Annotated in this window: 18 protein-coding genes; 1 reads left to right on the top strand and 17 read right to left on the bottom strand. The window is 67.6% G+C overall.

Features of this window, described 5'->3' with window-relative positions; genetic code table 11:
* Positions 1 to 70 precede the first annotated feature (70 nt).
* The 12 genes from BLQ28_RS03225 to BLQ28_RS03170 form a co-directional block, all read right to left on the bottom strand.
* Positions 71 to 985, bottom strand: coding sequence for a LysR family transcriptional regulator (locus BLQ28_RS03225; RefSeq protein ID WP_093237103.1), 915 nt, complete (start codon positions 983 to 985; stop codon positions 71 to 73).
* A gap of 39 nt (positions 986 to 1,024) precedes the next feature.
* Entirely contained in the window at positions 1,025 to 1,354 is a 330-nt protein-coding gene (fdxA, locus tag BLQ28_RS03220; RefSeq protein WP_093237102.1) for a ferredoxin, read from the bottom strand.
* Between the two features lie 18 nt (positions 1,355 to 1,372).
* Entirely contained in the window at positions 1,373 to 2,149 is a 777-nt protein-coding gene (locus BLQ28_RS03215; RefSeq protein WP_093237101.1) for an enoyl-CoA hydratase-related protein, read from the bottom strand.
* Complete coding sequence (locus BLQ28_RS03210) at positions 2,146 to 3,315, bottom strand: CaiB/BaiF CoA transferase family protein (RefSeq protein WP_093237100.1); 1,170 nt, start codon at positions 3,313 to 3,315, stop codon at positions 2,146 to 2,148. The genes BLQ28_RS03215 and BLQ28_RS03210 overlap by 4 nt, the downstream gene beginning before the upstream one ends.
* Positions 3,312 to 4,694: an FAD-dependent oxidoreductase gene (locus BLQ28_RS03205; protein WP_093237099.1), complete on the bottom strand. Its 1,383-nt coding sequence runs from the start codon at positions 4,692 to 4,694 to the stop codon at positions 3,312 to 3,314. The genes BLQ28_RS03210 and BLQ28_RS03205 overlap by 4 nt, the downstream gene beginning before the upstream one ends.
* 52 nt (positions 4,695 to 4,746) lie before the next feature.
* Positions 4,747 to 5,595 carry an ABC transporter permease gene (locus BLQ28_RS03200; RefSeq protein ID WP_093237098.1) on the bottom strand — a complete coding sequence of 283 codons (849 nt, stop codon included), beginning with the start codon at positions 5,593 to 5,595 and terminating at the stop codon, positions 4,747 to 4,749.
* A gap of 10 nt (positions 5,596 to 5,605) precedes the next feature.
* Entirely contained in the window at positions 5,606 to 6,388 is a 783-nt protein-coding gene (locus tag BLQ28_RS03195; RefSeq protein WP_093237097.1) for an ABC transporter ATP-binding protein, read from the bottom strand.
* A gap of 4 nt (positions 6,389 to 6,392) precedes the next feature.
* Positions 6,393 to 7,424, bottom strand: coding sequence for an ABC transporter substrate-binding protein (locus tag BLQ28_RS03190; protein WP_093237096.1), 1,032 nt, complete (start codon positions 7,422 to 7,424; stop codon positions 6,393 to 6,395).
* 285 nt (positions 7,425 to 7,709) lie between these two features.
* Entirely contained in the window at positions 7,710 to 8,258 is a 549-nt protein-coding gene (locus BLQ28_RS03185) for a hypothetical protein (RefSeq protein ID WP_176800998.1), read from the bottom strand.
* Positions 8,259 to 8,445: 187 nt separating this feature from the next.
* On the bottom strand, positions 8,446 to 10,650 hold the full coding sequence (locus BLQ28_RS03180; RefSeq protein ID WP_093237095.1) for a WD40/YVTN/BNR-like repeat-containing protein: 2,205 nt from the start codon (positions 10,648 to 10,650) through the stop codon (positions 8,446 to 8,448).
* Between the two features lie 167 nt (positions 10,651 to 10,817).
* A complete protein-coding gene (locus tag BLQ28_RS03175; RefSeq protein ID WP_093237094.1) occupies positions 10,818 to 11,465 on the bottom strand; it encodes a response regulator transcription factor in 648 nt (215 codons plus the stop codon).
* Positions 11,466 to 11,495: 30 nt separating this feature from the next.
* Positions 11,496 to 13,058 (bottom strand): serine hydrolase domain-containing protein, encoded by a 1,563-nt coding sequence (locus tag BLQ28_RS03170; RefSeq protein ID WP_093237093.1) that lies wholly within the window; start codon positions 13,056 to 13,058, stop codon positions 11,496 to 11,498.
* A 249-nt stretch (positions 13,059 to 13,307) separates the two neighbouring features.
* Between BLQ28_RS03170 and BLQ28_RS03165 the strand changes: the two genes are divergently transcribed.
* Positions 13,308 to 15,029: a GMC family oxidoreductase gene (locus BLQ28_RS03165; RefSeq protein ID WP_093237092.1), complete on the top strand. Its 1,722-nt coding sequence runs from the start codon at positions 13,308 to 13,310 to the stop codon at positions 15,027 to 15,029.
* On the opposite strand, the gene BLQ28_RS03160 is transcribed toward BLQ28_RS03165, so the two are convergent.
* The 5 genes from BLQ28_RS03160 to BLQ28_RS03135 form a co-directional block, all read right to left on the bottom strand.
* Positions 14,932 to 15,954 carry a LacI family DNA-binding transcriptional regulator gene (locus BLQ28_RS03160; RefSeq protein WP_093237091.1) on the bottom strand — a complete coding sequence of 341 codons (1,023 nt, stop codon included), beginning with the start codon at positions 15,952 to 15,954 and terminating at the stop codon, positions 14,932 to 14,934. The genes BLQ28_RS03165 and BLQ28_RS03160 overlap by 98 nt on opposite strands.
* Positions 15,955 to 16,219: 265 nt before the next feature.
* Complete coding sequence (locus BLQ28_RS03150; protein ID WP_093237089.1) at positions 16,220 to 17,203, bottom strand: 2-hydroxyacid dehydrogenase; 984 nt, start codon at positions 17,201 to 17,203, stop codon at positions 16,220 to 16,222.
* Positions 17,204 to 17,208: 5 nt separating this feature from the next.
* The gene (locus tag BLQ28_RS03145) at positions 17,209 to 18,165 is read right to left on the bottom strand and encodes a sugar kinase (RefSeq protein WP_093237088.1); all 957 of its coding nucleotides are present in this window, start codon (positions 18,163 to 18,165) and stop codon (positions 17,209 to 17,211) included.
* 12 nt (positions 18,166 to 18,177) lie between these two features.
* The gene (locus tag BLQ28_RS03140) at positions 18,178 to 18,921 is read right to left on the bottom strand and encodes a sugar phosphate isomerase/epimerase family protein (RefSeq protein WP_093237087.1); all 744 of its coding nucleotides are present in this window, start codon (positions 18,919 to 18,921) and stop codon (positions 18,178 to 18,180) included.
* A complete protein-coding gene (locus BLQ28_RS03135) occupies positions 18,921 to 19,703 on the bottom strand; it encodes an amino acid ABC transporter ATP-binding protein (protein WP_093237086.1) in 783 nt (260 codons plus the stop codon). Before BLQ28_RS03135 ends, BLQ28_RS03140 begins: the two co-directional genes overlap by 1 nt.
* Positions 19,704 to 19,709: the final 6 nt, after the last annotated feature.

The following is a 19,709-nucleotide window of genomic DNA, read 5'->3' as shown; positions in this document are numbered from 1 at the left end:
AGAAGGCGATGCGAGCGCGCGGGAACGCCAGCTTAGTCCGTCTCGCCCGCGCCGCCACGCTCGCACCGCGTCACACCGCAGCAGCCGCAATCTCCAGCTGCGTCAATCGCCGCGCCATGCGCCCGACAAAGTTCTGCGTGACATGCGGCAGCACCCGCTGCGACGGCACCACGATGCCCACCTGCAACTGGTCGAGCGCGGGCAGCTCGAAGGGCCGCCAGATCAACTCGCCGCGCTTCAGGTCTTCGATGAAGGCGATCTTGGAGAAGCACGAGATGCCCTTGCCGGCCCTGATGAGCCGCTTGAGCATGGGCGTCGAATTGCAGGTGGCGGCCGGCTCCATGTCGTCCCAGAACGCGGCGAACTCGGGCGACAGCGCGGCACTGATGACGGGGTGCGAGCTGGAGCGCAGGAAGGGGTAGCGCGCGCATTCCTTCAGCGACACGCTGGCATGGTTCGCCAGCGGATGGCCGGGCGGCATCACCACGCCGATCGGCAGGTTCGCCAGCGCCACGGCGGCCACGCCGCCCGGCAGGCGGCTCACGAAGGTCATGCCCACGTCGACCTGCCCCGACATCACCATCTGCGCCACGTCCATCGGCTGCACCGCGGTGATGGTGTACGTGACGGCCGGGAACACCTGCAGGAAGTCTTCCACCGCCGAGGGCAGCATGTCTTCGAAGAAGGAGTCCATGGCCGCGACCTTCACGTGGCCGGTGCGCTCGCCCTTGAGCGCATCCAGCTCGGTGCGCATCACCTGGTACTGGTGCAGCGTTTCCTGCGCGTGCTTGAGCAGCCGCTCGCCGGCCGCGTTGAGCCGCAGGCCGTTGGGCATGCGGTCGAACAGCTCCACGCCCAGCTCGTCCTCGAGCTTGTGGATCTGCCGGTTGACGGCGCTCGCGGCCACATAGAGCCGCTCGGAGGCCTTGCGCACCGAGCCGCAACTCGCGACCTCGATGAAGTACTTGAGGATGCTGGCGTGCATCAGCCGGCCCTCCCCTCTGGCGCCTGCCGATCAACCGGCTCAACCGGCCATTTGTGGCATTGCAGCAATCGCCGGGTGGTCGCAGGCCACGCGCTTCGCATCCGCGCCGCCGGGCGAGCCGAGCCCGCTGATGTGGGCCGCGAAGAACTCGCGGTTGATGGCCGCGAAGTGTTCCATTTCGGGCGGCAGCCGAAGGTCTTCGTAGATGGCCTGCGTGGGGCAGGCGGACACGCAAACGCCGCAGTCGATGCATTCATCCGGGTGAATGTACAGAGTGCGCTCGCCTTCGTAGATGCAATCGACCGGACAGCACTTGACGCAGGCGCCGTCCTTGATATCGATGCAGGCGCCGGTGATGACGTAGGCCATGGCATGAAGGGCGGGCGCCTAGCGGCCCAGCCATTGCGGCTTGCGCTTTTGCTGGAACGCCAGCACGCCCTCGTTCGCGTCTTCGGACTGCAGCGCGGCCACCAGTGCCGGCAGCCGCATGCGGTGCGCGTCGGCCGGCGACAGCGTGCCCGTGCGGCGCACCACCTGCTTGATGGCCTTGAGCGACAGCGGCGCGCAGGCCAGCATCTGCTGCACCCAGCGGTGGACGGCGGTGTCGAGTTCGGCGCGCGGCACTACCTCGTTGACAAGGCCCATCTCGAGCGCGCGCTGCGCCTTCACGCGCTGGCCGGTGAGCATCATGCCCATGGCCTGGCGGTACGGAATCTGGCGCTGCAGCAGCAGCATGCCGCCGTCCAGCGGCAGGCGGCCGACCAGCGGCTCGGGCAGGCCGAAGCTGGCTTCCTCGCAGGCGACGACGATGTCGCAGCCCAGCACCATCTCGAAACCGCCGCCCAGTGCCAGGCCGTTGACGCGGGCGATCACCGGCACGTCGAGCGTCTCGCGCAGCGCGATGCCGCCGAAGCCGCCGGTGCGCGCGGCCGCCCAGTACTCGACGCCCTTGAGGTTCGATGTGTTCTTCAGGTCCGCACCCGCGCAGAACGAACGCTCGCCCGCACCGGTGAGCACCACCGCGCGGATGTCGTCGCGCGATTCGATGTCGCTCCAGATGCGCTGCAGTTCGGCCTCCGTCGGCATGTCCACCGCATTGAGCACCTCGGGCCGGTCGATGGTGACCGTGGCGACATGGTCGATGACTTCGTAGAGAACGCTCATGCGTCGGCCTCCTCGATCAGCGCGCGCGCCTCGGCCAGCACTTCTTCGGTGTGCTGCCCCAGCTTGGGCGGCTCGCGACGCAGGCCTGCCTTGGCGCCCGACATCTGGATCGGGCTGGCGATGAACTTCAGCGGCCGGCTCGACGACGAGCCGCCTTCGAGAATCATCGCGTTGTGCAGCGTCTGCGGATCGACCAGTGCCTCGCGCATGTCGCGCACGGGGGCCGAGAGCAGGTCCTGCTCTTCGAGCCTGGCCAGCCAGTGGTCGCGCGTGTTGCTTGCAAAGCGCTCGCGGAAGATCGCGTGCAGTTCAGCCTTGTTCGTGAACTGCGCGGCCATGCTGGCAAAGCGCACGTCGAGCGACAGATCATCGATGCCCAGCGCCGCGCAGATATCACGCAGCGGATTCGCCTTGAATGCGCCCACCAGCACCAGCGGCCCGGTCTGCGTGTCGAACACACCCGACAGCGGCATCGCGGCCCAGTTCACCTCGGAGTCTTCCATCATGACCATGGCCGCCTCCTGCATCTGCATCGCGAGCATGGAGTTGTAGAGCGACACGGCAATCTTCTGGCCTTCGCCCGTGCGCTCGCGCTGCAGCAGCGCCAGCAGAATGCCCTGCACCATGTGCATGCCGGCGGTGTAGTCGGCCAGCGCGGTCGGATAAATCGACACCGGCACCGAGGCATCGGCGCGGCGTGCCATCACGCCGGTGAGCGCCTGCGCCAGCACGTCCTGCCCGCCCTTGTGCGCATACGGGCCGGTCTCGCCGAAGCCGGTGCCCACCGCGTAGATGATGCGCGGGTTCAGGCGCTTGCAGTCTTCATAGCCCAGGCCCAGCCGCTCCATCACGCCGGCGCGGAAGTTGTTGGTGACCACGTCGGCGCCGGCGATGAGTGCTTTCACCAGTTCCATCTGCGCTTCGTCGCGCAGGTCGATTTCGACGCTGCGCTTGTTGCGGTTCAGGCTGCAGAAGATCGGGTTGTCGTTGCCCGCCACCGGCGCGAAGGTCGAGCGGCTCAGGTCGCCCGCGCCCTTGCGCTCGATCTTGATGACGTCGGCGCCGTGGTCGGCCAGCATCTGCGTGCAGACCGGGCCCATCATCACCTGCGTGAAGTCGATCACGCGAATGCCGTCGAGTGGCAATGCATTGGCGGCGCTGCTCATGCGGCCTCCTTCGCGAACGAACGGGCGATGGCGGGTACGTCGGCATTCGGCCCCTTCTGGTCGCCGGGGTCTGCCCCCTGCGCACGCAGCGTTTTCTGCAGCTTCGCCACATCGACATCGCGCACCGACACGCCCGCGTTGAGCGCCAGCGCGGCAGCGGTGCCGGTGGCCTCGCCCATCGCCATGCAGGGCGGGATCTCACGCGAGATCTTCTGCGCGGCCGAGGTGGCCGAGTAGTGGCGGCCGGCCACCAGCAGGTTCTCGACGCTGCGCGGCAGCAGCGTGCGGTACGGGTAGTAGTAGTCGCGCCCGCGCGCCACGCTGTCGTCGAAGCGAGTGCGCTGGGCCACGTCTTCCTTGGTCATCACGTAGGCGCCTTCGAGCAGGCGCGTCTGGCGGATGCCGGTCTGCGGCGCCATGTCGATCAGCGTGCACTTCGAGAAGCCCGGCAATTTGGCGCGCACGAAATCGATCACCTTGTGGATGGTGGCGCGGCCCTGCACTTCGGCGCGCGTGAGGTCGCTCACCTTCAGGCCATCGAGCCCCGGCATGTGCGGGCAGTTGCACCACACCACGCCGGGCAGCGGCGTCTTGAGCCACCATGCGTCCCAGGCGCCGCCGAGCATGTGCTTGATCTCGCGGTCCAGGGCCTGCCAGGCCACGGGCTCTTCGCGCTCGAAGCGCTCGGCTTCTTCGGTGTCCACGCTGCCGAGGCGGAACACGGTCGTCACGATGTAGCTGCCACTGATGTGCGGCGCACCGGCCGAGGCAGCCACGTCGAGGTCGCCGGTGGTGTCGATCACCACCTTGCCCAGGATGGCTTCGCGCCCGCCCTTGGTTTCGCAGACCACGCCCTTGACCTTGCCGTCTTCCACCAGCGTGCGCGAGAACCACGAGTGCAGCCGCAGTTCGATGCCGGCCTGCTGCACCATTTCGAGCGAGGTGCGCTTCCACGCATCGGGGTCGAACGCGGCGGCGAAGCAGATGGGGTGCGGCTTCTCCTTGCTGTGAAAGTCGTAGGTGCCCCAGCGCTTCCAGCGCCGCACCGCTTCGGGCAGCGTGCCCCAGTCCTGCTGGCGCGGGTACTCGGCCAGGCCCAGCGCCGACATGCGCTCGATCATTTCAAGGCAGATGCCGCGCACAGAAATCTCTTGCTGATGGCTGTCCCACATGTCGTCCAGCACCAGCACCATGCCGCCCGAGGCCAGACCACCCAGGTGGTTGTAGCGCTCCAGCAGCGTCACGCTCGCGCCGTTGCGCGCGGCGGCCAGGGCCGCAGCCTGCCCCGCGGGGCCACCGCCGACCACCACCACGTCCGATTCGGCTGCCACGCGCACGTCGTGCGCGGGCTCCTGCATCCAGTCGCCAATACGGCTCATAGAACTCTCCTGTTGATTTGTTGGGATGTGTGTTTGAAATGCGCCTGGTGCATCACGGCGCGGTTTCCGGCTGCCAGCGGATGACCCAGCGTTCGACCAGCGTCACCAGCAGGAAGAACAGGCCCGAGAGCGTGGCGCTCATGACGATCGCGGCGTAGAGCAGCGGCGAATCGAAGTTGAAGGTGGCCTGCAGAATCATGGCGCCGATGCCCACCGTGGCCCCGACCCACTCGCCCACCACCGCACCGATCACGCACATCGACGCGGCAATGCGCAGGGCCGAGAACAGGTAGGGCAACGCGTTCAACAAGCGCAGGCGAAAGAAGATCTCGGTCTTGCTTGCCGACAGCACGCGCATCAGCTCCATCGCCTGCGGGTTGACCGACTCCAGCCCGCGCACCATGTTCACCAGCGTCGGGAAGAAGCAGACCAGCGCGGCGATGGTGATCTTCGGCTCCATGCCGTTGCCCATGATGAGCACCAGCACCGGCGCCTTGGCCACCAGCGGCACGGCGTTGAACATCAGCACCACCGGAAAGAAGATGTCCTGCAGCGTCTTGTTGTGCACGAACACCGTCGCAATCGCGATGGCCGCGAGGTTGCCCAGCACGAAGCCGCCGGCGGCCTCCATCGCGGTGGGCAGCAGGTTGTCGAGCAGCACGTCGCGCTTGGCATAGAGCGTCTCCAGCACGGCCCAGGGCGTGGGCGCGATGAAGGGCTTGACGTCGAACACGGCGATCACGGCCCACCACAGGAAGACCAGGCCGACGATACCGAGCGCCGGCAGGATGCGGCGGCGCCACAGGCGTCGCTGGCGCGCGGCGGCCCACGCGATGTATTCGGGGTCGGCCGGTGCGGCGAAGGCACCGGGCACGGCGGCGTCGAGGGAACGGGTATTCATGGCATCGGCCTCAGCAGGTTTCCAGCACACGGCGCAGATGGCTCGTGAGGCGAACGAACTCGGGGGTCTCGCGCATTTCCAGCGTGCGTTCGCGCGGCAGCTCCACGGGCACGATCTCGCGCACGCGCCCTGGGTTGGCAGCCAGCATCAACACACGCTGGCCCAGGAAGGCGGCCTCGTGGATGCTGTGGGTGACGAAGAGAATCGTCACGCCGGTCTCGCGCCACACGCGCAGGATCTCTTCGTTGAGCCGGTCGCGCGTGATCTCGTCGAGCGCACCGAAGGGCTCGTCCATCAGCAGGATCTTCGGGTCGCTCGCCAGCGCGCGGGCAATCGACACGCGCTGGCGCTGGCCGCCCGACATCTCATGCGGGAAGGCGTTCACCCGGTCTTTCAGGCCCACCAGTTCGAGCAGTTCCTGCGGCGAGCGGCGGCCCTTGCGGCTCGCACCACCGCCCACCTGCAGCGGCAGCTCGACGTTCTGCAACGCCGTGCGCCAGGGCAGCAACGCCGCATCCTGGAAGACGAAGCCGATGTCGCGGTTCTTGCGCGCGGCCTGCGGCGTGGACGACAGCACCTCGATGCGGCCACGGCTGGGCTGCAGCAGGTCGGCCACCACGCGCAGGAAGGTCGACTTGCCGCAGCCCGAAGGGCCGAGCAGGGTCAGGAACTCGCCCTGTGCCACGTCGAGGTCGAGGCTCTGGATCGCGGTGACGTCGCGGCGCTCGGTGAAGAAGCGCACGCCGATGTCGCGGCAGGCGATGGCGGGTGATGCGTTGAGAACGGCGGCCATCGCGTCAGGCCTTCACAGCGCGCGCGGCGGCCGTGGCCTTGAGCGCATCGAGCGAGATCACGTCCTCGACCTTGGGCGTGCGGGCGGTGAACTGGCCCAGCTCCGAGTACGTGCTGATCTGCTCTTGCCACACGGCCGGGTCCATCGCGCCCCAGCCCTGGGTCTGCGCGGCGCCGCCGAAGGAATAGTCGAGCATCGCATCGACCGCGATGCGCTCGTCTTCGCGCTTGAGGTTCGGGTACTCCTTGACCAGCATGTCCACCGCCTGGTCGCGGTTGGCGCGCACGTGCTGCCAGCCCTTGGCCGTGGCGCGCAGGAAGGCTTCGATGACCTTGGGCTGCGTCTCCAGCGTCTTGGTCGAGGCGTAGTAAGGCAGCGCATAGAGCCGCACGCCGGCATCCCACAGCGTCATCTCGACGCGGTCGGGGCCCAGCACCTTGATGGCCGTGGTGCTCGTGAGCCAGCCCGTGACCACGTCGACCTGCCCCGTCAGCAGCGGCGTCATGTCGGCTCCGACTGAGACCACCTTGACGTCTTTCTCGGCGATCTTGTTCTTCGCGAGCAGCGCGCGCAGCAGGATGCCCGCCGTCGATGGAATGCCCACGCGCTTGCCGATGAGGTCGGCCGGCTTGCGCACCGGGTTCTTGGCCAGCGAGAAGTAGGTGTACGGGTGCTTCTGCGCCCCCGCCGCGAAGCACTTGATCGGCAGGCCCTGCGACACCGCCAGCATGATCGACGGGCTCGACGACACCTGCCCCACCTCGTAGCGCCCCGAGGCGATGATCGCCACGCCGTCGATGTTCGGGCCGCCCGGCTGGATCGCGAAGTCGATGCCTTCCTGTTCGTAGAAGCCCATGCGCTTGGCAACCACCTCGCCGATCTGGTTGACCCCGACGATCCAGCCCAGCTGCATGTTGATGCGCGCCTTGCCTTGCGCAAAGGCATCGACGCCGAGCAGGCCTCCGGCGGAAAGCCCACCGGCGATGAGAGAGGTCTTGAGGAGACTTCGGCGACCGGGGTCCCGGAGATTGGCCATGGCGGATTCCTTTTCTTCGATGCGATGAGGTGGAGTCATTCGGCTTGTGTGCCGGCTCGCGATGCAGGGGCATCCGGGGCTGGCGAGGCGAATGCTAGAAGTGCGAGGCGAGCGCACCAAGCACCGTTTTTCGCAACGGGCGAACTAAAAAATAGTTCTCCTTGCGTGTCTCCCAATGACGCCGTGGTGCGCGTGGCGCGCAGGCGTGCACCAGCATCGGGAAAACGATAGGTCCCGGCTGGTGCGTGGAGATGAGAAGTGGCTGCGCGCTGCTGCGCGCGGCAATCAGCCGCCTGCTGATGAGCGAAGGCCGGCCACGGCTTCGGCGTCCCGCCGCGCCGAGGCACGCGTTGCCGCCGCCGTGCGCCGGCGGCGCAAACCCGGCGAGCCATGGCGCACGCGCTCCCGCATCACGCGCACCACGTGCACTTGCGCGGCAGGCTTCGTCACCAGTGCCTGCTGCATCTGATGGGCCTCGAAGCGCGCTTCTTTCTGCTTCAGGTAATGCATGAGCACATGCGACACCATGTTGAGGCCGAAGGTGCCGAGCGCCGCCGGGATGATGTACAGCGCGATCGACAGCTCGGAAGAAAAGACGATGTCGTCCGCCAGCGAAGGCGTGGCCTGGGCCGCGATGGCGAGCGCGCGCAGCAGGAAGATGTCCACGCCCGCCAGCAGGATCAGCAGCAGGCCGAAGGCCAGCACGGAGGCCTTCGAGAACTCACGCCGCACGAACAGCGTGACGAAGATCGCGGCGGGCAGCACCAGCGAGCAGAGCACCAGCACCCAGAATCGCAGCTGCGTGAAGATCGTCGCGTCCGAGAGGATGTGCATAGGCAGAACGAACGTTGAATGACGGCCGCCGCACGAGTCAGCCCGGCCGATGGCGAATTGAGCCACGGCCGGCGCTGTGCAATTTGTCCGGGAAGTGAACCGCGGGTAAAGGCGCCGGACAGCAGCCAATGCCTTTGAAACACCGCGAAACGTGCGCCTACCGCGATGTCATGCGCGTGTCATTTTTTCAGCGCCACTTCGCCACGCCCTGCCCCGGCGAAGCCAGCCACAGCGTGCCGTTGGGCGAGACCCTGGCGTACAGAGCAAAGGGATAGGCCAGCCCCTGGTTCTGCGCCGTCCAGCCCGACGTACCGTTCGCGCTGGTGAGCACGCCCAGGCTGTCCGCCGCATAGCCGCCCGCATGCACCGCGCTGGAGCTGCCCAGGTACACGCGCCCGCTGGTCGGGTGCACCGTCACCGTCCGGGCCCAGTTGCTGGCCTGCACGCGGGTCCAGCTCTGGCCGTAATCGGCCGACTGGTACAGGCCCTTGCCGCTGCCCTTGACGGCGATCCAGACGTTGTTGTCCTTGCTGGCCAGGTCCATCGGGCCGCTGTAGGTCCATGCGTTGTGCAGCCAGTGCGTGCCCTGTGCGCTGGTTTCCCAGCCGGCCGTCATAGCGGCGGGCAGCGCGAGCTGCTGCCATGTGTTGACCTGCCCGCCCTGCCACGAGCGGTACACGCCGCTGGCCGACAGCGCGAAGACGCCATTGGTTGCCGTGTAGTACACGCGGAAGCAATCCTTGTTGGGGCAGCTCAGCGCCACCGCCCACGAGTTGCCGTCGTCCTGGCTCAAGTAGATGTCGCCGTTGACGGCGGCATAGACCCAGCGGTAGTTGACCGCGCTGTCGGGCGCCACCGTCAGCCCTTCGAGGCGCTTGATGGGGTCGGGCAACCCCTGCGTCATGCGCTGCCAGTTGGCGCCGCGGTCCGTGCTCTTGAGCAGGTACATCGGCTCGGCGCAGGGCGTGCCGCAGTTCTCGAGGTTGCCGCCCAACTGTGCCCACACCACGTTGGCGCGGCTCGGGTCGGCGACCACGCTCAGGGTGTTGCCGCCCTTGCCGCTCCAGCCGCCAGTGTACTGCGCGGCGTTCAGGCTGGTCCAGCTGTTGCCGCCATCGTCCGAGCGCCACAGGCCGATGTCCATGTAGCCGGCGTAGACGAGGTTGGCGTCGGCAAGGCTTTGCTCGACGACGACCGGCACGACGTTGTCGATGCCCCGCGAGCGCCAGTTGGCGCCGACCGCCGTGGAGACGCCGTCGCTCCAGTTCTTTGCGCCATCGCTGCTGCTGTAGAGGAACTGGTTGTTGGTCCACAGCACGGTGTTCGGGCTCGCCGGGTTGTAGCCGATGGTCTGCCCCATGCCCTGGTAGCTGTAGCCCATGCCCCAGACCTCGTCGCTCTGCGACCATCCGCCGCTCACGCTCAGCGTGCGTTTCGTCCAGGTGGCGCCGGCATTGGCGCTCTCCCACAGGAAGCTGCCGTAGGTCTGCGGCGGACGCAACGCCTGGTTGTCCAGGTCGATGATGCGCACGTGGTTCGCGTTGGAGGGGTCGGCCAGGATCACGCCCGAAGGCGCCTGCGCACCGGGCGTGATGTTGGTCCACGAGAAGCCGGTCTCGACCGACTTGTAGACCTTGGCCACGTTGCCCGCCTGCACCACCGTGGCATACATCAGGTTGAGGTTCTGCGGGTCCATCCCGTAGGCGATGTCGACCAGCTTGCCCTGCTGCGGATCGCGCCTGACGAAGGTCGCACCGCCGTCGGTCGAGAAGAACGCCTGGTACACCACGCTGCTTTCGGCCTGGTCGGGAAAGCGCCCCTTGCCGCTGATCACCCAGACGCCGTTGGGATCGACCGGGTGCGTGCGCAGGCCCGTCACGCGCAGGTTGGCGGGCAGGTTCGAGCTGGTCGGGCTCCAGGTCTCGCCCGCGTTGGCCGAGCGGATCACATACGGCTGCAGGCTGTCCCACTGTGGATGGACCACGGCATAGACGACGTTCGGATCGGCCGACACCGCGATGGCGGCGATGTAGCCCGTGCCGTATTTCTGGCTGAAGCCGGTGCCGTTGCTGTTGCCGACGAAGAGCCCGCCATCGGTGCCCACCAGCAGCTTGCCTGCGGGGTGTGCCGCGATCGAAGCGATGTGCGTCACCGTCAGTCCGCTGCTCGAACCGACCGCCTTCCAGCTGGCCCCGGTGTCGGTGCTCAGGTAGAGGCCACCGAGATCGGAGCCCACTGCCCAGTAGCCTTCGCTGGTGATCACCGGCGAATTGAAGGCGCCGCCGCCTCCGGGGTTGGCGGGCTTCCAGCTTTGTTGCGCATGGCTGCACAACGACGCGAAAAAGAACAACGACAGCGCTGCCAGCAGGCTGCGCAGGAATGTGTGCCTCATCGATCCCTCCGGTGGTTCCATCGCATCGCAGCGAACCCCGACGGGCCGTGCCGCGCGCGCATGGTTCTCTTCCCATGGCTACCGTCGACTGCTCCTGTGGACGGCGACGGCAGACTAGGTGGCACCCCTTGCCTTGTCAAGCTAAGGCATTGGCACTAACGGGGAGCTCAGCGCGGTGTGCCCAGCAACCCGGCGCGGCGCGCCGCCATCGCGGCCTGCGTGCGGTTGGACACGCCCAGCGCGGCAAAGATCGCGGAGATGTGCGCCTTGATGGTCTTCTCCGTCGTCTCCAGCCGTTCGGCGATCTGCGCATTGCGCAGGCCCTCGCACAGCAGGTGCAGTACCTCGGTCTGGCGCGAAGTGAGCTGGCTCAGCACGTCGGCCGGCGTCGACAGCACGGGCATCGGTGAAGCGCTCTGCGGCGATGCCTGCACCACGTTCTGCTCGCCGGCGATCACGCGGCGCAGCGCATGCAGCAGCTGCTGGCTGTCGGCCGACTTGTGGACGAAGCCATGGGCGCCGGCTTCGAGCGCGGTCTCGATGTCGTGCGGATCTTCGGAAGCCGACAGCACGAGGATGTGCAGGCCGCCGCGGCGCCGGTGCAGTTGCTTCACCAGCGCGGCACCGCCCAGGTCGGGCAGGTAGTAGTCGGTCATGACGGCATCGAGCCGGGGCAAGGTCGACAGCGCCTCCAACGCCTCGCTGCCGCTGCTGGCGGTTTCGATGTGCATCGAAGGCTCTGCCTCGCGCAACGCAAGGAACAGGCCTTCGCGAAACATCGCGTGGTCGTCGATCAACAGAATCGTGGAGGGCATCCTCCGATTCTGTCTCCAAAGATCGTGCGCTCAGGTTTTGACGCGGGTTCCGGTGAGCGTGGGCAACTCGGTCGCGCTGGAGTTGACGTTGACGCTGCGGTCGAAGCGCAGGTATGGCCCGGCAAAGCGGCACACCACGGTGTCGCGGAACGCCGACTCGACGAAGGTCCATGTCATGACGAAGGTGCGTTCGTCGCGCCATTCGCCGCTGGCCACCACGCGCATGACCTCGGGCTGGTACTCGTGGTGCAGCTTGTTGCCGGTGATGGTGGTGTCGCCCTCGAAGGGCTTGCGCAGGCCCACCTGCACCTTGTGCGTGCCGCGCTCGTCCTGCATCGTGAAGAGGCAGGTCTCGGGCGTGAAGTCGAGCTGCATCGCGCTCACCTTCTCGGGGTTTTCGGGAAATTCGAAGCGACGGCCCGAGACGCTCGCGGCGACGGGCGAGGTGCTCGGCCTCATCGGCGGCTGCAGTTGCAGCGTGCGCGTGCGGGTCTTCAGCACGGCGTAGTCTTTCTCGCTGCCGGCCACGGTGCCGCCGAACGCGGCAGGAAAGTGCTTGTACAGAATGCCCGCGTTGAAGCCCGCCTTGGGTGGCAATGCCGAGTTGAGCGCCAGCACCGCGTTCTGCTCGGGGAACACCACCGCGTATTGGCCGAACAAACCATCGGCGTTGTACGCGCCGTTCGGGCCCAGCCACCACTGGTAGCCGTACTTGTCCTTGGTGTGCGGCGCGTGCACCGAATCCACCCACGCCTTCGTGAGGATCTGCTTGCCGTTCCACTGCCCGTTCTGCGCATGCAGGATGCCCAGCTTGAGCGAATCGACCGTCTTCCAGCTCAGGCCGTTGGCGCCGGGCGAGATGCCTTCGGGGCCCACGTCCCACTCGTAGCCGGTGATGCCCATGGGGTCGAACATGCGCGGCTTGAGGTAGTCGGCCGTCGATTGCCCCGTGGTCCTGGTGACGATGGCCGACAGCATGTAGGTCGCGGCACTGGTGTAGACGAACCTGCTGCCCGGCGTGTAGACCACCGGAATCTTGAAGAACTCGGCGATCCAGCTCGTGCGGATCGGCCGCCACACCGAGCCCGACACCATCGACTCGTGGCCGGTGCGCATGGTCAGCAGGTCGCGCACCGTCATCGCCGCGAGGTTGGCGCTGACCGTGGCCGGCAAGTGCTCGGGAAAGAAAGACACGACCTTGTCGTCGAGGCCGAACTTGCCATCGGCAATGGCCATGCCGACCGCGCACACGGTCACGCTCTTGGTGAGCGAATGCGTCATGTGGCGACGCTCGGGCTTGTACGGGTCCCACCAGCCTTCGGCCACCACATGGCCGTTGCGCCACAGCATGAAGCTGTGCAGCTCGAAGGCGCCGCGCTCGGCATCGTCGAGAAAGGCCAGGATCGAGGCCGACGAAATGCCCTGCGCCTCGGGCCGGCTGCGCGGCAGGCCGTCTGCAAAAACAGGCGCGGCGGCGGCGCCGGCCGCGGCCCAGCCGATGCCGGGCACGGATGCCATGGCGGTGCCGCCCAGCGAAAGGCGCAGCAGGCCACGGCGCGAGATGTGAGAAAGCGAAGGCGTTGTTTCTTGCATGGTTGTTGGTGTTGTCTCTTGCAGGCTGAAAGCCTGCACAGTTTCGCGCCGACAGCTGTCAATCGCCTGTCGGCAATTGCAGAGAAAACCCGCTTGCCCCTGTGCATTGGCAGCACCCGCATCGATGCCAACGCCGGGCAATGAGTACCTTCGACCCGAGGGAAAACGCCAAGCCCCGCCTCCCCGTTCCTTCCTAGAGTTGAACTCGCCCGACTGGAAGCGGCAGCAACAACCGAAGGAAGACGCGCCATGGAGTTCGACTACGTGATCGTGGGTGGGGGTTCCGGCGGCGCGACGCTGGCGTCGCGCCTGAGCGAAGACCCCGCCGTGAAGGTCTGCCTGATCGAGGCCGGCGGCGACGGCCGGGGCATTCTGGTGCGCGCGCCGGCGGGCACGGTGGCCATGCTGCCGGGCCGCCCGCCCATCAACAACTACGCCTACCAGACCGTGCCGCAGCCGGGCCTGAACGGGCGCCGCGGCTACCAGCCGCGCGGGCGCTGCCTGGGTGGCTCCAGCGCGATCAACGCCATGCTCTATGTGCGCGGCCATCGCGACGACTATGACGACTGGGCGCGCGCAGGCTGCGCCGGCTGGTCGTTCGACGACGTGCTGCCCTGGTTCAAGCGCGCTGAAGGCAACCAGCGCGGCGCGAGCGCACTGCATGGCGCCGATGGCCCGCTGCAGGTGTCCGAACAGCAAAGCCCGCGCGCCATCAGCGAAGCCTTCGTGCAGGCCGCGATGGAATGCGGCATTCCGCGCAACGACGACTTCAACGGCGACGAGCAGGAAGGCGCGGGCCTCTACCAGGTCACGCAGTTCCATGGCGGTGCGAAGAACGGCGAGCGCTGCTCGGCCGCCGCGGCCTACCTGCACCCGGTGATGGACAGGCGCCCCAACCTCACCGTGCTGACCGGCACGCAGGCCCTGCGCGTGGTGATCGAAGACCGGCGCGCGGTCGGCGTCGAGGTGCGGCGCGGCGGCAACATCGAAACCATCCACGCGCGGCGCGAAGTGGCGCTGTGCGGCGGTGCCTTCAACTCGCCGCAACTGCTGATGCTCTCGGGCATCGGCGACCCCGTTGAGCTGGGCCGCCACGGCATCGCGGTCAAGCACGCGCTGCCGGGCGTGGGCCAGAACCTGCAGGACCACACCGACTTCATCCTGGCCTACAAGTCGAAGGAAACCGACCTGTTCGGCATCGGCCTTGTCGGCGGGGTGCACTTGATGCAGGCGATGCTCGAATGGCGCAAGCGCGGCACGGGCCTCATTGCCACGCCCTTCGCCGAGGGTGGTGCCTTCATCAAGTCGTCGCCCGAGCTGCGCCGGCCCGACCTGCAATTGCACTTCGTGATCGCGATCACCGACGACCATGCGCGCAAGCTGCACATGGGCTTCGGCTTCTCATGCCATGTGTGCGTGCTGCGCCCCAAGGGCCGGGGCGACGTTCGCCTGGCCGATGCCAGCCCCGATTCGGCGCCGCGCATCGACCCGCGCTTCCTGTCCGATGCGGAAGACATGGCGCTGCTGCTGCAGGGCGTGAAGAAGACGCGCGAGATTCTTCGCGCGCCGGCGCTGGAGAAATACCGGCATAGCGAGGTGTACACGGCCGACGCCCACACCGACGAAGAACTCACCCAGCACATCCGCGCACGCGCCGACACCATCTACCACCCGGTGGGCACCTGCAAGATGGGCGTGGACGCGATGGCGGTGGTCGACCCGCAACTGCGCGTGCATGGCATCGCGGGCCTTCGCGTGGTCGATGCCTCGGTGATGCCGACGCTGATCGGCGGCAACACCAACGCGCCGACGATCATGATCGCCGAGCGCGCGGCCGGCTGGATGCGCGGGCCGGCGACCTTTGCGCAACCAGCTACGGCTGCGACGAGCCTCGCACCACAAGCTCTCCCGGAAGCAGCAGCTGGCGCGGCGCTGCATCCAGACCCCGCAGCCGCTCGATCAGGCATGTAGCCGCCGTGCGGCCGATGGCATCGGTCGGTTGCGCCACGGTGCTCAGGCCCGGGCCGATGAGCGAGGCCCATTCGGGATCGTCGAAGCCGACGAAGCCCAGGTCGTTGCCGAACTGCCAGCCCAGCCGCGCCATCGCCTGCGCCACGCGCAGCGTGACCACGGCATTGCCGGCCACCACCGCCGCGCGACGGCCGCGCTTGGCGCGCTGGCGCAGGGCGCGCAATGCGTCGTCGAGCGCATCGCTCTCGCCTTCGACGCATTCGAAGATTTCGCCCGCCACGCGCGGCTCGTGCGCGGCCACGCAGGCACCGAAGGCGGCCGTGCGCTCGCGCCGCGAGCTCACGCCCTTCTGCGGTTCGGTGACGTAGAGCAACTCGCGGTAGCCGCCGTCGACCAGATGGCCGCAGGTGTCTTTCATGGCCGCGTGGTTGTCGAGCGAGACGAAGTCGGTGTGCATGCCGGCATGCTGGCGGTCGACCAGCACGGCGGGCTTGCCATGCAGCGTGACTGCATCGACCACGTTGCTGCCACGCCCCAGCGTGTTGAGGATGAAGCCGTCGACCTGGTAACCCGCGAGCGCATCGATGGCCTCGCGCTCGCGTTCGCTCTCGTTGCCAAGGTTGAACAGCATCACGAGGTAGCCGGCGTCCTGGCAGGCCTTCTCGGCGCCACGCAGCACCGCGACGGAATACGGGTTGGTGATGTCAGCCACGATCAGGCCTATGAGCCGCGAACGGCCGTGGCTCAGGGCCTGCGCCATCGGGCTCGGCGAGTAGGCCAGCTTGGCGATGGCGATCTCGACGCGCGCGGCGATGTCGGGGCTCAACAGCCGTTCGCGGTGGTTGAGGAAGCGCGAGACGGTGGCTTTGGAGACGCCTGCGGCTTCGGCGACGTCGGCAATGGTGGCGCGGCCGGTGGGCTTCATGGTCTTGCTCCTTCCCCCTTTGGGGGAAGGTTGGGATGGGGGCAGGCAGAGCGCTCAATGGATACGCCGCTTGCCCCCACCCCTGCCCTTCCCCAGAGGGGGAGGGAGAAAGGCCTGGCAGACATCCGCAGGCGAGGCGCTTGCCTTGCTCCTTCCCCCTCTGGGGGAAGGTTGGGATGGGGGCAGGCAGAGCGCTCGATGGATGCGCCGCTTGCCCCCACCTCTGCCCTCCCCCAGCGGGGGAGGGAGAAAGGCCTGGCGGAAATCATGCGGCGGCCGTGTCGTACGGCGCAGTCGGCTTCTCACCGGCCAGCACCTGCAGCAGATTCGTCGTCGCCAGCTCGGCCATCGCGTGTCGCGTCTCGTGCGTGGCCGAGCCGATATGCGGCAGCGGCGTCACGCGCGGGTGGGTGCGCAAGGGCGAATCGATCGGCAGCGGTTCTTTCGCGAACACATCAAGGCCGGCCGCGCGCAGCGTGCCGTGGTCGAGCGCGTCAAGCAATGCGGCCTCGTTCACCGTGGCACCACGGCCACCGTTGATGAATGCCGCACCCGGCTTCATGCGGGCAAAGAAAGCGCCGTCGATCATCCCGCGCGTTGCATCGGTCAGCGGCAGCATCGCCAGCACGATGTCGACGCGCGCGAGCAGATCATCCAGCGGCGTGTGGGTGGCGCGGCCCTGCAGCTCGGGCGCCTGCGTGGCCAGGTCGACCGGTCGGCGCGCGTGGTACAGCACCGGCATGCCGAAGCCCAGCGCGGCGCGGCGTGCCACGGCCTGGCCAATGCGGCCGAAGCCGAGAATGCCCAGCGTCTTGCCGTGCACGTCGGTGCCGAAAAATTCTTCGCCGATGTTCTTCGTCCAGCGGCCTTCGCGCACAAGGTTCGACAGCTCGACCACGCGGCGCTGCGTGGCCATGAGGATCGCGAATACGGTGTCGGCCACGGTCTCGGTCAGCACGTCGGGCGTGTGGCACAGCACGATGCCGCGCTTGTGCAACTCGGCCAGCGGATAGTTGTCAACGCCGACCGACACGCTCGAGATCACCTGCAGCTGCGGCGCCGCATCGAGCAACGCGGCATCGACCGGATGGCTCGAACCGATCAGCCCATTCGCGGTGGCGAGTGCGGCAGCAAAGGCTTCGGGCTCCTTGCGCGGGTCGGCCACGGTGACGTGATGCACGGCCTGCAAGCGCGCCAGCTGGTCTTCGGGCAAGGGCCGAAAGACGAGCACGTTCCTGGGTTGCGTCATGGTCTTCAGAGCCCCGCTTCTTCGAGTTCGGCGCGCGTGGGCAGGCCTTCGGTATCGCCCAGCACCTGCACGGCGCGTGCGCCGATCCATGCGCCGCGGCGCACGGCTTCGGGCACGCTCTTGCCTTCGAGCAAGGCGCTCACCACGCCGGCCGCGAAGCCATCGCCCGCGCCCACGGTGTCGATCACTTCCTTCACCGGAAAGCCATCGACACGGCCGGTGCCGGCCACGTCGCTGTCGTAGTACGCACCCTCGGCGCCGAGCTTGACCACCACCAGCTTGGCGCCGCGTTCGCGGTAGAAGCGCGCGACGGCTTCAGGCTCGGTGTGGCCGGTGAGCAGCAGGCCTTCTTCGATGCCGGGCAGCACCCAGTCGGCACGCGAGGCGAGTTCGTTGACCCAGTGGCGCATGGTCTCGGTCGACGACCACAGCGTGGGCCGCAGGTTGGTGTCGAACGAGATGGTGCGGCCGGCGGCGCGCATCACGTCCATGGTCTTGAGCGCGGCCTGCAGGCTGGTGTCGGAGATAGCGGCGAACACACCGGTCGCGTGCAGGTGGCGCGCCGAGCGCAGCCACGCTTCGTCGACATCGGCCGGGCCCATGTGGCTGGCGGCCGAACCCTTGCGGTGGTATTCGATCGGCGGGTCGCTGCCGTCGGTGACGCGGCCCTTGAACTGGAAGCCGGTGCGCTGCGTCGCGTCGGTGATCACGTGCGAGCAGTCGATGCCCTCAGCGCGCATGGCCGCCAGCAGCGCGCGGCCCATCGAGTCGGTGCCCAGGCGGCTGGCCCAGCCCACCTTCAGGCCGAGGCGCGAGAGGCCGATGGCCACGTTGGTCTCGGCGCCGGCGGTGCGCTTGTGGAAGGCCTGCGCGTTTTCGAGCGGACCGGGCCGGTCGGCCACGAGCAGCAGCATGGCCTCGCCAAAGAGAGCGACGTCGAAGGCGGTGGGTTCTTCTGTCATGTGATGTGTGTTCTACGCGCGCGCGGCGCGGATGAAGTCGATCTGCGTGCGGGTAACGGCCAGCAGGTCGTCGCCCACGAGCGGGTATTCGATGGCGTGCGGCACGTCGGCGGGCAATGCGCGCAGCACCGCGCGCCACGGCGCGACCGAGTCGCCCAGCGGCACCGCCACCCACTTGTGCGGCAGGCGCTGCGCACCCTTGCAATGCACATAGCGCACGCGGCGGCCGAGCGCCTGCGCGGCCTGCAGCGGGCATTCGCCGAGCCAGTGCCAATTGCCCATGTCGAAGGTCATGCCGAGTTCGACGCCGGCGCGGTCGGCCACGTCAAAGAAGGTCTGCAGTGCGGCCAGCGTGCCGGCGCGCACCGTCTGGTCGTTCTCGATCACGAGTTCGACGCGGGTTTGCGACAGCTCCACCTTCAGGCCCCAGAGCGAACCGTGCGACGAAGGCTGGAAGTCGCCGATGGACATCTTCAGCCGCTTCGCGCCCACGCGCGTGGCGGCGGCAATGCCGCGCTTGAGCGCCGCGCTGTCGAGCCAGCCGCCTTCCGCCCACAGGCCCTCGGGGCTGGAGTACACGGAGGCAAGGCCGTTCAGCGCGGGCAATTCGGCATCGGCGTCGCGCAGCATCTCGCCGCGCACTTCGACCGAATCGGCACCGGCCGCCAATGCCAGTTGCGAACACCAGAGCTGCCCATGCCGCCCCACCTCGGCCGCGCCGAAGGACGACAGCGAAATCAGGACCTCGAAGGACATCAGTGGCCCTGGTGCGAACTGAGGATCTGGCCGAGGAACTGGCGCGTGCGCTCGTCCTTCGGGTTGCCGAAGAATTCTTCGGGCGGCGCCTGCTCGACGATCTTGCCTTCGGCCATGAAGATCACGCGGTCGGCCACGCTGCGGGCAAAGCCCATCTCGTGCGTCACGCACAGCATGGTCATGCCGTCTTCGGCCAGGCCGATCATGGTGTCGAGCACTTCCTTGACCATCTCGGGGTCGAGTGCCGAAGTGGGCTCGTCGAACAGCATGATCTTGGGCGCCATGCACAGCGCGCGCGCAATCGCCACGCGCTGCTGCTGGCCGCCCGAGAGCTGGCTGGGGTACTTGCCGGCCTGCTCGGGAATGCGCACGCGCTTGAGGTACTTCATGGCCACCTCTTCCGCCTGCGCCTTGGTCATGCCGCGCGAGCGCATCGGCGCCAGCGTGCAGTTTTCAAGAATGGTGAGGTGCGGGAACAGGTTGAATTGCTGGAACACCATGCCGACTTCGGCACGCACCGCGTCCACGTTCTTTCCGCCGGCCGTGAGGTCGATGCCGTCGACCACGATGCGGCCCTTCTGCACCGTCTCCAGGCGGTTGATGCAGCGGATGAGCGTCGACTTGCCCGAGCCCGACGGGCCACAGATCACGATGCGCTCGCCCTGGCGCACCGACAGGTCGATGCCTGTCAGCACCTGGAATTCACCGTACCACTTGTTGACCGCTTCCATGCGGATGATGGCGTCCGTGGTGGAGGCGGCGGTTGTGACTGCGTCCGTCATGCTTGG

Source organism: Variovorax sp. EL159, from assembly GCF_900100965.1.
GTDB lineage: Bacteria > Pseudomonadota > Gammaproteobacteria > Burkholderiales > Burkholderiaceae_C > Variovorax.
This window is presented reverse-complemented; position numbering and strand designations above follow the sequence as displayed.

What these genes read in the sequence shown, in the direction of transcription:
- BLQ28_RS03200 (WP_093237098.1), bottom strand. Translation starts at nt 5,595, where the DNA reads ATGAATACCCGTTCCCTCGACGCCGCCGTGCCCGGTGCCTTCGCCGCA.
- BLQ28_RS03165 (WP_093237092.1), top strand. Translation starts at nt 13,308, where the DNA reads ATGGAGTTCGACTACGTGATCGTGGGTGGGGGTTCCGGCGGCGCGACG.
- BLQ28_RS03195 (WP_093237097.1), bottom strand. Translation starts at nt 6,388, where the DNA reads ATGGCCGCCGTTCTCAACGCATCACCCGCCATCGCCTGCCGCGACATC.
- BLQ28_RS03135 (WP_093237086.1), bottom strand. Translation starts at nt 19,703, where the DNA reads ATGACGGACGCAGTCACAACCGCCGCCTCCACCACGGACGCCATCATC.
- BLQ28_RS03180 (WP_093237095.1), bottom strand. Translation starts at nt 10,650, where the DNA reads ATGAGGCACACATTCCTGCGCAGCCTGCTGGCAGCGCTGTCGTTGTTC.
- BLQ28_RS03205 (WP_093237099.1), bottom strand. Translation starts at nt 4,694, where the DNA reads ATGAGCCGTATTGGCGACTGGATGCAGGAGCCCGCGCACGACGTGCGC.
- BLQ28_RS03145 (WP_093237088.1), bottom strand. Translation starts at nt 18,165, where the DNA reads ATGACAGAAGAACCCACCGCCTTCGACGTCGCTCTCTTTGGCGAGGCC.
- BLQ28_RS03170 (WP_093237093.1), bottom strand. Translation starts at nt 13,058, where the DNA reads ATGCAAGAAACAACGCCTTCGCTTTCTCACATCTCGCGCCGTGGCCTG.
- BLQ28_RS03175 (WP_093237094.1), bottom strand. Translation starts at nt 11,465, where the DNA reads ATGCCCTCCACGATTCTGTTGATCGACGACCACGCGATGTTTCGCGAA.
- BLQ28_RS03185 (WP_176800998.1), bottom strand. Translation starts at nt 8,258, where the DNA reads ATGCACATCCTCTCGGACGCGACGATCTTCACGCAGCTGCGATTCTGG.
- BLQ28_RS03160 (WP_093237091.1), bottom strand. Translation starts at nt 15,954, where the DNA reads ATGAAGCCCACCGGCCGCGCCACCATTGCCGACGTCGCCGAAGCCGCA.
- BLQ28_RS03215 (WP_093237101.1), bottom strand. Translation starts at nt 2,149, where the DNA reads ATGAGCGTTCTCTACGAAGTCATCGACCATGTCGCCACGGTCACCATC.
- fdxA (WP_093237102.1), bottom strand. Translation starts at nt 1,354, where the DNA reads ATGGCCTACGTCATCACCGGCGCCTGCATCGATATCAAGGACGGCGCC.
- BLQ28_RS03225 (WP_093237103.1), bottom strand. Translation starts at nt 985, where the DNA reads ATGCACGCCAGCATCCTCAAGTACTTCATCGAGGTCGCGAGTTGCGGC.
- BLQ28_RS03210 (WP_093237100.1), bottom strand. Translation starts at nt 3,315, where the DNA reads ATGAGCAGCGCCGCCAATGCATTGCCACTCGACGGCATTCGCGTGATC.
- BLQ28_RS03150 (WP_093237089.1), bottom strand. Translation starts at nt 17,203, where the DNA reads ATGACGCAACCCAGGAACGTGCTCGTCTTTCGGCCCTTGCCCGAAGAC.
- BLQ28_RS03140 (WP_093237087.1), bottom strand. Translation starts at nt 18,921, where the DNA reads ATGTCCTTCGAGGTCCTGATTTCGCTGTCGTCCTTCGGCGCGGCCGAG.
- BLQ28_RS03190 (WP_093237096.1), bottom strand. Translation starts at nt 7,424, where the DNA reads ATGGCCAATCTCCGGGACCCCGGTCGCCGAAGTCTCCTCAAGACCTCT.